Raw genomic sequence first — 11703 nt, 5'->3', positions numbered from 1 at the left:
CGGCAGCAAGCGCGGCGACAGGGCGCCGCACGGCAGGAGGTCGGCTTCCGCTCCCGCGTCCCGCAGGTCCGTGAGGACCAGCTCGTCGTACATCAGCAGTCCCGACTGCTCCGGCCAGACCACGGCCCACAGCCACAGCCCGCGCGCCTCGCCCGCGAAGACGGCCCGGTCCTCCGGGGCGCCCTCGACGTGCCACAGGGGGGTGGGGCGGCCGGCGGCGTGGACCTTGGCGTGCGGGGAGCGGTCGACGCGGAGGTAGGGGCCGGGGTCGGGGCCGGCGACGCCCGCGTAGCGCGCGCCGAGGCCGACGCCGAGCTCCTCGGCCACGAGCAGCAGCTCACCGGGGCCGCCGAGGGGGCTGGGGCCGGAGCAGGCGACGGCGGTGGCCCGCCCGCCGCTGCGGTCGTCCCCCGCGCAGACCACGCCGGTGAAGAGCCAGCCGACGGGCAGGGGCCAGGGCATCCACACGGGCACCCGGGCCCGGTTGACGACGACGGCCAGGGCCTCCACGCTCGGTGGGACGACGGGCTGCAGAGGGTGCACCGTGCCGTGGACGTCGCACTGCCAGGAGTCGGCGAAGAGACCGGGCGCTCGCACCCGGCCACCGCACTTCGGGCAACTGGGTTCGCCCCTCATAACCTCCAACGGTCCTCCCAGGCGCCCGCCGCGTCAAGGACGATCACCCGTCCGGACGTCGCGGCCCGGCCGGTCACCCCAGGGGTACCCCGGAGCGCATCGGGTCACGCAGATCCGTGCCGTTCCGCAGCCACCGCTCCTGCAGCGCCTCCGCTCCCTGCACCCTCTTCCAGGCCGCCTCGTTGGGGGTCATCGGCAGCAGCGGGAGGAAGCGGACGGGGTCCATGGGCTCGTCGAGCTCCAGGTCCTCGACCAGGCCCCCGGACTCGGCGACGAGGACGGAGGTGAAGGGCGCGCCGGGCCAGAGCGGTTCCCCGGTGTCGAGCGAGGCGCCGGGCGCCACGATCAGGCCCTCCACCTGGGGGGAGGCGGCGAGGACGGCCAGGGGCCGCAGCACCTTGTCCGTATCGGCGCGGCCGCCGCGGACGGAGAGGACCAGCTCGGCGCGGGGGCCGCGCAGGGGGTCCGCCACGACGGCGGTGGGGTCGGCCATCGGCTGGGCGGACATGCCGAGCGTGGCGTAGCGCACGACGTCCCCGTCATGGAAGCGGAGGACCTCGATCCGGTCCGTGCCGAGGAAGGTCACCGCTGCGCGCGCGTCCGGTTCGCCCAGGGCTGTCCGGAGCCGGGCCTCGACCAGTGCGAGAACGTCTGCCATGCAGTGAGCATAGAACGCGTATCGAACGGGCAAAGGAGGGTATTGACGGGTCAAGTGGCTGCTAGCCTTGACCTCTGGTCAGGGAGTTACGTTCGTCCCTCAGCGGGGACCGGCCGGAGGAGGTGGGGCTGCGGTGGATCCTAGTCGACCGTGCAGTACCGGCAGTTCTCCCGTCCCTTCGCTCCGGACGCACTCCTTGTGATCTGAGATCTTCCGCCCTCGGCAGTGCCGCCGACATTTTCCCGGAAGTTCTTTTGCGCCCGCAGCGCCGACGGAAGAGCGCCTTCGTCCCGCTTTGTTCCGTGTTCTCCGCGAAGTTCTCTGCTTCTCTGCGAAGTTCTCCGCGAACTGCCGTCAGCCTCGCCGCACCGCACGAAGCGCCGTCCGATTTGCGGACGTGTCCCGCACACGGCCTCCCGCCGTCCAGGGCCTCACGTCCACGTTCCGGGCCGCGTTGCACTCGCGCTCCGCACCGGCTGGCGGCCGGCCCGTGAAGGAGCCCTGCCATGTCGATGATCCGTGATCTGCGCGAGGCCGTCCGCCCCGCCCTGCGCCGCGGCGCCCTGCCGTACGAGTACGACTCGACCCGGGACCCGTCCGTCAGCAGTGCGGTCGTCGACTGCGCCGTCTACCGCGACGGCAAGCGCCTCAGCGACCACGTCAGCCCCGCCGAGGCGATGCGCCGGGTGCGGGCCGGCGGCGGCTTCGCCTGGATCGGGCTGCACGAGCCGACGGAGCGTGAGTTCTCGGGCATCGCCGCGGAGTTCGGGCTGCACCCGCTCGCCGTGGAGGACGCCGTCCACGCCCACCAGCGGCCCAAGCTGGAACGTTACGACGACACGCTGTTCACCGTCTTCAAGACCATCCACTACGTCGAGCACGCCGAGCTCACCGCCACCAGCGAGGTCGTCGAGACCGGCGAGGTGATGTGCTTCACCGGGCCGGACTTCATCATCACCGTCCGGCACGGCGGCCAGGGCTCGCTGCGCGCGCTGCGCCACCGCCTCCAGGACGACCCGGAGCTGCTGTCCAAGGGCCCCTCCGCCGTCCTGCACGCCATCGCCGACCAGGTCGTGGACGGCTACATCGCCGTCGCCGACGCCGTGCAGGACGACATCGACGAGGTGGAGATCGATGTCTTCTCGCCGACCGGCAAGGGCGCCTCGCGCGGCGGCGACGCGGGCCGGATCTACCAGCTCAAGCGCGAGGTGCTGGAGTTCAAGCGCGCGGTCGCCCCGCTGCTGCGGCCGATGCAGCAGCTCAGCGAGCGGCCGATGCGGCTGGTCGACCCGGACATCCAGAAGTACTTCCGGGACGTCGCCGACCACCTCGCCCGCGTCCACGAGCAGGTCCTGTCCTTCGACGACCTGCTGAACTCCATCCTCCAGGCCAACCTCGCGCAGGCGTCGGTGGCGCAGAACGAGGACATGCGGAAGATCACGTCATGGGCGGCGATCTTCGCCGTGCCCACGATGATCGCCGGGATCTACGGGATGAACTTCGACCACATGCCGGAGCTGCACTGGAAGTACGGCTATCCGGCGGTCATGGTCGTCACGGTCGCCATCTGTGTGACGATCCACCGCGGCTTCAAGCGGAACGGCTGGCTCTAGCCCTTCCTCAATCCTTGCTCAGCCCCTCCTCAGCCCTTGCTCAGCCCTTGCTCAGCCCTTCTTCGCCGCGCGGCCGGCCATGATGACCAGGCCCAGTCCGGCCAGGATCACCGCCAGCGCCGGGTAGGCGGCGACGGGCGGGGTCTGGCCCAGCCACAGCGCGGCGATCAGGGCCGCGCCGGGGGTCTCCAGGAGGATCGCCGTCGAGGTGACGGACGGGCCGAGCCCCTTGACGACGCGGTTGATCAGCGAGTGCCCGAGCAGCTGCGCGGTGACCGTCAGCACGGCCAGCTTCAGCCAGGTGTCCCCGCTGTAGCCCGCGAGGGACGAGCCGGAGAACAGGCACGCGGCGAGCAGCAGGACGGCCGTCGTCGCGTAACAGACGTAGCTGTACGTGAGCGTGCTCACCGTCCGGCGCACCTCCGCGCCCAGCAGGACGTAGCCGGCGGCCGCCATACCGCCGGCGAGGGCCAGTGCGTCGCCCGCGAGGGCGCGCGGGGACAGGGACAGGTCGACGCCGGTCAGCATCAGCACGCCCAGGAAGGCCAGGGCGGTGCCCGCCCACACCGGCGCGGGCGGTCGGTGGCCGCGCAGGCGCATCAGGAGCGTCGTCCAGATCGGGGTGGTGGTGACCAGGGCCGTCGAGGACGCCACCGACGTCATGTGCAGGCTCGGCAGCCACACCCCGAAGTGCACGGCCAGGAGCGCGCCGGCGGCCACGGCCAGCAGGAGGCTGCGGCGGCCGATGCCGCGGAGCTCGGCGCGGTGCCGGACGAGCGCGAGGGGGGTCAGGGCGCCCACGGCCATGGCGTTGCGCCAGAAGGCGATGGCCAGGGCGGGGGCGGCGGTCGCGGCGATCAGGGGAGCCGACAGGGAGATGCCGGAGACGGCGATCGCGAGCAGGAAGAGGTCCGTACGGACGGCGGGGTGGGGGTGGGCGGTGGTCTCCGCCGCGGCGGCGGTCGCGCCGGGCGGGGCGTCGCTGCGCGTACGGGCACTGGTCACCCGTCCAGGGTAGATCTCCTGGTCGCGGGCACCGGCGCATACAGTAGGCCGCATGACACAGACGCAGGAGCTGCTCGACCGGGCGCTCATCGAGGAGGCCACGAAGAAGTCCGGCCTCATCTGGGTGCAGGGATCGGCGGGGCCGAGCCGTGCGCTGTGGCACGTGTGGCACGAGGGTGCCGTCCACCTCGTGGGCGGCGCCGGTGAGCAGCCGCTGGACGACCTCGGGCTCGCCGACGGCGCCGAGGCGACGGTGACCGTCCGCAGCAAGGACAAGGGCGGGCGCCTGGTCTCCTGGACCGCGCGCGTCGCCGAGCTCCCTGCGGGGGGCGAGGCGTGGACGGCGGCGGTCGCCGAGCTGAAGGCGAAGCGGCTGAACGCGCCGGACGCGGAGCGGGTCACGGAGCGGTGGGCGGAGGGCTGCCGCGTCCTGCGCCTGGAGCCCTCCGGGGCCACGGCGGCGCTCCCCGACACGGCCCTGGCGGCCCGCCCCCTCCCGACTCCGGCGACGACGCGCCGCCCGATGCCGGCGGCGTTGCCGAAGCTCCTCCGGAAGGGCCGCGGCAGGCGCTAGCCGCGCCGGAGGGCGGGGCGGCCGCGCCGCCCTACTTCGCGGGGGCCGGCAGTGACGCGCCCTCGCCCGCGGCGGGGATCCGCTTGCCGTAGTCGACCGTGTCCTGCTTCGGCGGGGGCGTCAGGGCGAAGTCCTTGCCCCAGTCCGACAGTTCCAGCTGGCCCGCCCCGCCGGCGCGCCGGACGCGCAGGGGGTACGGCGTGTCCATGAGGGAGACGTCGAGCGTGCCGCCCGAGCCGCCGGCGCCGTTGACCCGGATGGTCGGGACGCCGGCCACCGTGCCGTGCTCCCCGCGGTCGAGCTTGCCGTGCAGGCCGATGAGCCCGTCGAGCAGGACGTCCTTGTCGGTGAAGCCCTTGAACTGCTGGTACGCGGGGTCGCCGGTCGGCACCTTCACGTACTTCTTCTCCAGCTTGCCCGCGGCGGCCGCGCCGTCCCCCTTGCCGTCCTTGGCTCCCTTGTCGTCCTTGTCGCCGCGCGACCAGAACGCGGCGGGCGCCTTGAGGAAGAGCTCGTCGCCGACCCGCAGCAGCTCGAAGGTGCTGGCGTCGGAGGCGACCCGCCCCGTCCCGCCGTCCCGCTTCAGCCGCATGTCGAGCTTGTACGTGCGCCCCTGGCTGACGACGCTGCCGGAGAGGTGGACGGAGGAGGCCTCCCGGGCCGCCGACCGCGCCTTGTCCTGGATCTTCGCGGGGTCGAGCCTGCCGACGCCGTTGGTCCCGGCGTCGGGGTCCGTGGTGCCACCGCCGCCGCAGCCGGTGAGCGCCACGGACAGGCCGGCGCACAGCGCTCCCACGAGAGCCGCCTTCCGGGTTCGCACGTCGCTCCTGCCTCCTGTTCAGCCCTGTTCAGCCGCTGGAGTACGGCAGCGTACCCGTGCCGCCCGCGGGCGGAAGCAAGCAGTCCGGACGGGCGTCTCCCCCGCGCCGGGGAGAACCCGGTCACGTTAGCCTGAACCGGACACCGGACCACGGAGGAGGTGCGCGGCATGGCGGCAGGCGCCCACCGGGTCTTCGTGTCGCACCTCTCGGGCGTGGCGGTCTTCGACCCCAACGGCGACCAGGTGGGCCGCGTCCAGGACCTCGTCGCGATGCTCCGCGTCGGCGGCCGGCCGCCCCGCGTCCTGGGCCTGGTCGTGGAGGTCGTCAGCCGCCGCCGGATCTTCCTGCCCATGACGCGGGTGACGGGCGTGGAGTCCGGCCAGGTCATCACCACCGGCGTGATCAACATGCGGCGCTTCGAGCAGCGCCCCACCGAGACCCTGGTCCTCGGCGAGCTGCTCGACCGGCGCGTACGTCTGGTCGACGGGGGCGAGGAGGTGACCGTCCTCGATGTAGCGATCATCCAGCTGCCCGCCCGCCGCGACTGGGAGATCGACAAGGTCTTCGTGCGCCGCGGCAAGGGCGGGGCGCTGCGCCGCAAGGGCGAGACGCTCACCGTCGAGTGGTCGGCCGTCACCGGCTTCTCCCTGGAGGAGCACGGGCAGGGCGCCGCGAGCCTCCTCGCGACGTTCGAGCGGCTGCGCCCGGCCGACCTCGCCAGCGTCCTGCACCACCTCTCCCCCAAGCGCCGCTCGGAGGTCGCGGCGGCGCTGGACGACGACCGGCTCGCGGACGTCCTGGAGGAGCTTCCGGAGGACGACCAGATCGAGATCCTCGGCAAGCTCAAGGAGGAGCGCGCCGCGGACGTCCTGGAGGCCATGGACCCGGACGACGCGGCCGACCTGCTCTCGGAGCTCCCGGAGGACGACAAGGAGCGGCTGCTGACCCTCATGCAGCCGGACGAGGCGGCGGACGTGCGCCGGCTCCTGGCGTACGAGGAGCGGACCGCGGGCGGTCTGATGACGACCGAGCCGATCGTGCTGCGCCCGGATGCGACCGTCGCCGACGCCCTCGCGCGCGTGCGCAACCGCGACCTCTCCCCCGCGCTGGCCGCCCAGGTGTACGTGTGCCGGCCGCCGGACGAGACCCCCACCGGCAAGTACCTGGGCACGGTCCACTTCCAGCGCCTGCTGCGCGACCCGCCCTTCACCCTCGTCGGCGCGCTCGTGGACACCGATCTGCGGCCCCTCCCGCCGGACACCCCCCTGCCGGCCGTCACCAGCTACCTCGCGACGTACAACATGGTCGCCGCGCCCGTCGTGGACGAGAGCGGCTCCCTGCTGGGGGCGGTCACCGTCGACGACGTCCTGGACCACCTGCTGCCCGAGGACTGGCGCGAGACCGAGCTGCACCACGGGGCGCCGGGCATGACCGAGCTGCCGGAGGCCGTCGATGGCGGGCAATGAGCGGGGGCGCGAGGGCACCCCGGGGCACCGCCCCGACCGGGCCGAGCGCGTCCGGGCGCAGTCGGAGGCCGTGCACCCCCACCCGCACCCCCGGCCGCGCGTCCGGCTGGATCTGCCGCGGGCCAAGCGGCGCGGCTGGCTGCCGGAGTACGACCCGGAGGCGTTCGGGCGGACCTCGGAGCGGATCGCGCGCTTCCTCGGGACGGGGCGGTTCATCGTCTGGATGACGGTCGTCATCATCCTGTGGGTGGTGTGGAACACCACCGTCCCCGGGCACCTGCGGTTCGACAACTATCCCTTCATCTTCCTGACCCTGATGCTGTCGCTGCAGGCCTCCTACGCGGCGCCGCTGATCCTCCTCGCGCAGAACCGCCAGGACGACCGCGACCGGGTCAACCTGGAGCAGGACCGCAAGCAGAACGAGCGGTCGATCGCGGACACGGAGTACCTCACCCGGGAGATCGCCGCGCTGCGGATGGGCCTCGGCGAGGTCGCGACGCGCGACTGGATCCGCTCCGAGTTCCAGGAGCTCGTCAAGGATCTGGAAGAGCGCCGCGTATTCCCCGCGGAGAGTGAGGAACGCGACCGCTGACGGCCCTTTCCGGAGGCCCCCTCACGCGCCGTACCATCGTCCGTATGGCTACCGACACGAACGGAACGTCCCCGAGCGAGGACGCGGTCCGCTCCGCGCTCGCGACGGTGAACGACCCCGAGATCCAGCGACCCATCACCGACCTGGGGATGGTCAAATCGGTGGAGATCGCGGCGGACGGTTCGGTCGCGGTGGCGGTCTACCTGACGGTCTCCGGCTGCCCCATGCGGGAGACGATCATCAGCCGGGTGCAGGACGCCGTCTCGGGCGTCGCCGGCGTCACCGGCGTCACGGTCGAGCTCGACGTCATGAGCGACGAGCAGCGCCGCGAGCTCGCGGCGTCCCTGCGCGGCGGCACGGCCGAGCGCGAGGTTCCCTTCGCCAAGCCGGGCTCGCTCACCCGGGTCTACGCGGTGGCGTCCGGCAAGGGCGGCGTCGGCAAGTCCTCCGTCACGGTCAACCTCGCGGCGGCCATGGCGGCGGACGGGCTGAAGGTCGGCGTCGTGGACGCGGACATCTACGGCCACTCCGTCCCGCGCATGCTCGGCGCGGAGGGCCGGCCCACCCAGGTCGAAAACATGATCATGCCGCCGTCGGCGAACGGCGTGAAGGTCATCTCCATCGGCATGTTCACCCCGGGCAACACCCCGGTGGTGTGGCGCGGCCCGATGCTCCACCGCGCCCTCCAGCAGTTCCTCGCCGACGTCTACTGGGGCGACCTGGACGTCCTGCTGCTCGACCTGCCCCCGGGCACGGGTGACATCGCGATCTCGGTCGCGCAGCTGGTGCCGAACGCCGAGATCCTCGTCGTGACGACGCCTCAGCAGGCGGCCGCCGAGGTCGCCGAGCGGGCCGGCTCGATCGCCGTGCAGACGCACCAGAAGATCGTCGGCGTCGTGGAGAACATGTCCGGGCTGCCGTGCCCCCACTGCGACGAGATGGTCGACGTCTTCGGCACGGGCGGCGGCCAGGTCGTCGCCGACGGCCTGACCCGCACCACGGGCACCAACGTGCCCGTCCTGGGCTCCATCCCCATCGACGTCCGCCTGCGCGAGGGCGGCGACGAGGGCAAGCCGGTGGTCCTGACGGACCCGGAGTCCCCGGCGGGCGCGGCGCTGCGCGCCATCGCCGGCAAGCTCGGCGGCCGGCAGCGCGGCCTCTCCGGCATGTCGCTGGGCATCACGCCGCGCAACAAGTTCTGACGGTACGCGCCGAGGCGCGGGCAGGCTGCTCCGCAGCCCTGCCCGCGCCTCGGCGTTGCGCCGCTAGCCCTGGTGCCCCAGGTCCTTCACCGGTGCCGAGGCCGCGTTCTGCTTCACGGACTCGATGCCCTTCTCACAGGCGGACCTGCTGTTGTACGACTCGCCGACGGCGATGATCTCGCCGTTGCCCGCCTTCAGCCGGTAGCGGTACTTGCCGGAGTTGTCCTCGTACATCTCGAACTTGCCTGGCATGGCTCATCACCTCTCGGAGTGCGGCTGCCCCCTGCCGGAAATTCAAGCCCGGCGCAACGGCACGCGCAGCCCGGGAGGGCCCGGCGGGTGACCCGGCGGCTCCGCCGGGAGCCGGCCCGGCGGCGGTCAGCCCCGGTAGGCCGTGATGTCCTTGATCACCGAGAAGCCCATGCCGTAGGCGCTCATGCCCCGGCCGTACGCCCCGATGTGCACCGCTCCGCCGGCACCGGCCCCACCGTCGCCGCGCTCGTCCATGGCGGAGCCGGCGAGCACCCAGCCGTACTCCGACTCGCGGTAGCGGAAGTCGGTGGGCACGCCGTCCACCGGGAGCGACAGCGTCGACCACGCCGGGTCGTCCAGGTGGTCCGCCAGCTCCCAGGCGAGGGCCGTCTGCTGGTCGAGCCAGTCCTGCCGCAGCGCCCGCTCCATCTGCGCCGGCCAGGTGCACGACAGCAGCCCCGACCCGGCCAGCCACGCCGCGGAGGAGACCGAGGTGGCCTCCAGGACGCCCGTGCCGTCGGCACTGCGGCGGCCGGGGCGGCTGGCGACGGTCACGACGACCGCGAAGCGCTGTTTGGCGGCGTGGGGGTCGGCTCGCTCGCTGCGCAGCGTGGGCTCCTCGCCGTGGCCCGTGGAGCCGTGCTCCACCGTCCCGTCGGCGGCGGTACCGACCTGCATCAGCCAGCGCGGCCCGGTGTAGGCCTCGTCCAGGCCGTACCAGGGGAACGAGGCCTGCAGATAGCCGTCGATCGCCCGCCGGTCGGCCGGCCCGCCCGGTGCGTCCTGCGCTGCGGCGTCCGCGGCGGACGCGTCGGCCGTGCCGGCCCCTTGAGCCCCAACCCGACTCGTCGTCTCCATCTGCGCGGCGCCTCCTTGTTGCCCGGTGTCCTGGGCGAGCCCGCCCCCCTCGGACGACTTCACCCCAAACACAGGGAGGATAGCCACCCCCGTCAATGGCGCACGGGATGCGCGGAACTCAGGTGGCGTCGGAGTCGAACGGAGGACGCTCTCCGGGGTCCGGCTTGTCCTGCTTCTTGAGCAGGTCCGGGCGGGCGGGAGAGCCGCCGTTCGAGGGAGCCTGCGCGGCGCCGGAGGCCGGGTCCGCCGCCGTGTCGCCGCCGCGGCCGTGGACGGCGTCGGCGACCTCGGTCATCTCCGGCTTGAGGTCGAAGCCGTTGCGGATCTCCTTCAGGCCCAGCTCGTCCTTGTCCAGCACGTGCTTGCGGACGAACGTCTTGGGGTTGAGGTCCTCGAACTCGAAGTCCTTGAACTCGGGGCCCAGCTCGGAGCGGATGTCCTCCTTGGCGCTCTCGGAGAACTGCCGGATCTTGCGCAGCGTGCGGGACACGTCCTGGATCATCTTCGGCAGCTTGTCCGGTCCGAAGATGAGCACAGCGAGCACCACGAGCGCGACCAGCTCGAGGGGTCCTATGTCGAGCACGTTGAAGCTCCTTGATGCGTCAATGGCCGACGGTCCAGGCCACCTATCACGGTACCTGGCCCTGCGGGGTCGAAGGGATACACCTGGGGCAAGATCAGGCCAAAGCCGACGCCGGCGACGGTTCCGGGGCCCGCTCCGGGCCGGCCCCGGAGGATGCGGGCGTCAGCGGGCGCCCGCGGAGCCGAGGGTCAGCTCGACCGCCCGCTCCCGGCCGTCCCGCTCCACGGTCAGCGTGAGCCGGTCGCCCGGACGATGACTGCGGATCTTGACGATAAGCTCCTGGCCGCTGCGCACGGCCACTCCGTCGACCTTTTTGATCACGTCGTTCGGCCGGAGGCCGGCCTTGTCGCCCGGGCCGCCGGGGGTGACGGGCGCGCTGTCGCCGCTCTTGGTGTTCACCCGGGCGCCGTCGCCCGAATACCCCATGTCCAGCGTCACGCCGATGACCGGGTGGGTGGCCTTGCCGGTGTTGATGAGCTCCTCGGCCACCCGCTTGGCCTGGTTGATCGGTATGGCGAAGCCCAGGCCGATGCTGCCGCCCTGGCCGCCGCCGAGCTCTCCGCTGTCGCCCGCGGAGCGGATGGCGCTGTTGATGCCGATGACCCGGGCCTCCGAGTCCACCAGCGGGCCGCCGGAGTTGCCGGGGTTTATCGGGGCATCGGTCTGCAGGGCGTCGACGTAGCTGACGTCGCTGCCGTCACCCTTCCGGCCGCCCGCGGTGATCGGGCGCTCCTTGGCGCTGATGATCCCCGTCGTGACCGTGCCCGCGAGGTCGTACGGGGCGCCGATCGCGATCACGGAGTCGCCGACGCGGACGGAGTCGGAGTTGCCGAGGGCGAGGGGGGTCAGGCCGGACACGCCCGACACCTTGATCACGGCGAGGTCGTAGCTGCTGTCCCGGCCGACGAGGGTGGCCTTGGCGGTCTGGCCGCTGCTGAACGTCACCGATATGTCACCGGCGGCTCCCGCGGGCTCCACGACGTGGTTGTTGGTGAGGATGCGGCCCTCCTTGTCGAGGACGAAGCCGGTGCCGGTGCCCTGGTCGCTGCCGCCGCGGACGTGGATCGTCACCACGCCCGGCAGGGCGCGGGCGGCGATGCCCGCGATGCTGCCCGGGGCGCGCGCCGAACGGTCCGCGGTGGCCTGGGGCAGGCTGACGTGCCGGCCCATGGCGCCGTCCCGCTCCAGATACGCCCCGACGCCGCCGCCTATGCCGCCGGCGACCAGCGCCACGAGCAGCGCCCCGGCGAGGAGCCGCCCGCGGCCGCTCTTCGCCGCAGCGGGCTCCGGGGGGCGGGCCGCGGACGCGGCCCAGGGGTCGTACTGCCACGGCGCCGGGGTGCCGTGGGCGGGCGTCATCCCCACGGGAGGCACGGGGGTGCCGTGCGGCGGCGTCACACCGGGCGGAGGAAAGGCGGCCTGCGGCGCGGCGGGCCCCCCGGG

At 72.9% G+C, this 11703-nt stretch carries 13 protein-coding genes; 5 read left to right on the top strand and 8 right to left on the bottom strand.

Annotated elements, in window-relative coordinates:
• Together V7793_RS24875 and V7793_RS24870 are read right to left on the bottom strand one after the other, a co-directional pair.
• Nucleotides 1-636 (bottom strand): DUF6758 family protein (locus V7793_RS24875; RefSeq protein WP_336010103.1); only part of this gene is annotated, 636 nt, incomplete at its 3' end.
• A 73-nt stretch (nucleotides 637-709) separates the two neighbouring features.
• A complete protein-coding gene (locus V7793_RS24870; RefSeq protein ID WP_336010100.1) occupies nucleotides 710-1294 on the bottom strand; it encodes a suppressor of fused domain protein in 585 nt (194 codons plus the stop codon).
• Nucleotides 1295-1800: 506 nt separating this feature from the next.
• On the opposite strand from V7793_RS24870, the gene V7793_RS24865 reads away from it, so the two are divergent.
• Nucleotides 1801-2907, top strand: a complete 1107-nt coding sequence (locus tag V7793_RS24865; protein ID WP_336010097.1) for a magnesium and cobalt transport protein CorA — start codon at nucleotides 1801-1803, stop codon at nucleotides 2905-2907.
• 51 nt (nucleotides 2908-2958) lie between these two features.
• On the opposite strand, the gene V7793_RS24860 is transcribed toward V7793_RS24865, so the two are convergent.
• Nucleotides 2959-3912, bottom strand: coding sequence for a DMT family transporter (locus V7793_RS24860; protein WP_336010095.1), 954 nt, complete (start codon nucleotides 3910-3912; stop codon nucleotides 2959-2961).
• A 52-nt stretch (nucleotides 3913-3964) separates the two neighbouring features.
• Between V7793_RS24860 and V7793_RS24855 the strand changes: the two genes are divergently transcribed.
• Nucleotides 3965-4486 carry a hypothetical protein gene (locus tag V7793_RS24855; protein WP_336010093.1) on the top strand — a complete coding sequence of 174 codons (522 nt, stop codon included), beginning with the start codon at nucleotides 3965-3967 and terminating at the stop codon, nucleotides 4484-4486.
• A 31-nt stretch (nucleotides 4487-4517) separates the two neighbouring features.
• Here the strand turns inward: V7793_RS24855 and V7793_RS24850 are convergent, their stop codons facing one another.
• Nucleotides 4518-5306: a hypothetical protein gene (locus V7793_RS24850; RefSeq protein ID WP_336010091.1), complete on the bottom strand. Its 789-nt coding sequence runs from the start codon at nucleotides 5304-5306 to the stop codon at nucleotides 4518-4520.
• Between the two features lie 168 nt (nucleotides 5307-5474).
• Between V7793_RS24850 and V7793_RS24845 the strand changes: the two genes are divergently transcribed.
• From V7793_RS24845 to V7793_RS24835, 3 genes are read left to right on the top strand one after another with little or no spacing between them, the layout of a single operon-like run.
• Nucleotides 5475-6773: a magnesium transporter MgtE N-terminal domain-containing protein gene (locus tag V7793_RS24845; RefSeq protein ID WP_168090744.1), complete on the top strand. Its 1299-nt coding sequence runs from the start codon at nucleotides 5475-5477 to the stop codon at nucleotides 6771-6773.
• Nucleotides 6760-7365 carry a DUF1003 domain-containing protein gene (locus V7793_RS24840; RefSeq protein ID WP_336010088.1) on the top strand — a complete coding sequence of 202 codons (606 nt, stop codon included), beginning with the start codon at nucleotides 6760-6762 and terminating at the stop codon, nucleotides 7363-7365. Before V7793_RS24845 ends, V7793_RS24840 begins: the two co-directional genes overlap by 14 nt.
• A 44-nt stretch (nucleotides 7366-7409) precedes the next feature.
• Nucleotides 7410-8567: an Mrp/NBP35 family ATP-binding protein gene (locus V7793_RS24835; protein WP_336010086.1), complete on the top strand. Its 1158-nt coding sequence runs from the start codon at nucleotides 7410-7412 to the stop codon at nucleotides 8565-8567.
• A gap of 63 nt (nucleotides 8568-8630) precedes the next feature.
• On the opposite strand, the gene V7793_RS24830 is transcribed toward V7793_RS24835, so the two are convergent.
• The 4 genes from V7793_RS24830 to V7793_RS24815 form a co-directional block, all read right to left on the bottom strand.
• The gene (locus V7793_RS24830; protein WP_336010085.1) at nucleotides 8631-8819 is read right to left on the bottom strand and encodes a YegP family protein; all 189 of its coding nucleotides are present in this window, start codon (nucleotides 8817-8819) and stop codon (nucleotides 8631-8633) included.
• Nucleotides 8820-8945: 126 nt separating this feature from the next.
• Nucleotides 8946-9677: a hypothetical protein gene (locus V7793_RS24825; protein WP_336010084.1), complete on the bottom strand. Its 732-nt coding sequence runs from the start codon at nucleotides 9675-9677 to the stop codon at nucleotides 8946-8948.
• 118 nt (nucleotides 9678-9795) lie between these two features.
• On the bottom strand, nucleotides 9796-10260 hold the full coding sequence (locus V7793_RS24820) for a sec-independent translocase (protein WP_336010082.1): 465 nt from the start codon (nucleotides 10258-10260) through the stop codon (nucleotides 9796-9798).
• Between the two features lie 162 nt (nucleotides 10261-10422).
• The coding region (locus V7793_RS24815; protein ID WP_336010080.1) for a S1C family serine protease at nucleotides 10423-11703 on the bottom strand (1281 nt) is incomplete at its 5' end.

It is taken from the genome of Streptomyces sp. KLMMK, from assembly GCF_036961605.1.
GTDB lineage: Bacteria > Actinomycetota > Actinomycetes > Streptomycetales > Streptomycetaceae > Streptomyces > Streptomyces telluris.
This window is presented reverse-complemented; position numbering and strand designations above follow the sequence as displayed.

Excerpts from the sequence above, each read along its gene's own strand:
- V7793_RS24830 (WP_336010085.1), bottom strand. The coding sequence starts at position 8,819 with ATGCCAGGCAAGTTCGAGATGTACGAGGACAACTCCGGCAAGTACCGC.
- V7793_RS24865 (WP_336010097.1), top strand. The coding sequence starts at position 1,801 with ATGTCGATGATCCGTGATCTGCGCGAGGCCGTCCGCCCCGCCCTGCGC.
- V7793_RS24845 (WP_168090744.1), top strand. The coding sequence starts at position 5,475 with ATGGCGGCAGGCGCCCACCGGGTCTTCGTGTCGCACCTCTCGGGCGTG.
- V7793_RS24855 (WP_336010093.1), top strand. The coding sequence starts at position 3,965 with ATGACACAGACGCAGGAGCTGCTCGACCGGGCGCTCATCGAGGAGGCC.
- V7793_RS24870 (WP_336010100.1), bottom strand. The coding sequence starts at position 1,294 with ATGGCAGACGTTCTCGCACTGGTCGAGGCCCGGCTCCGGACAGCCCTG.
- V7793_RS24825 (WP_336010084.1), bottom strand. The coding sequence starts at position 9,677 with ATGGAGACGACGAGTCGGGTTGGGGCTCAAGGGGCCGGCACGGCCGAC.
- V7793_RS24840 (WP_336010088.1), top strand. The coding sequence starts at position 6,760 with ATGGCGGGCAATGAGCGGGGGCGCGAGGGCACCCCGGGGCACCGCCCC.
- V7793_RS24835 (WP_336010086.1), top strand. The coding sequence starts at position 7,410 with ATGGCTACCGACACGAACGGAACGTCCCCGAGCGAGGACGCGGTCCGC.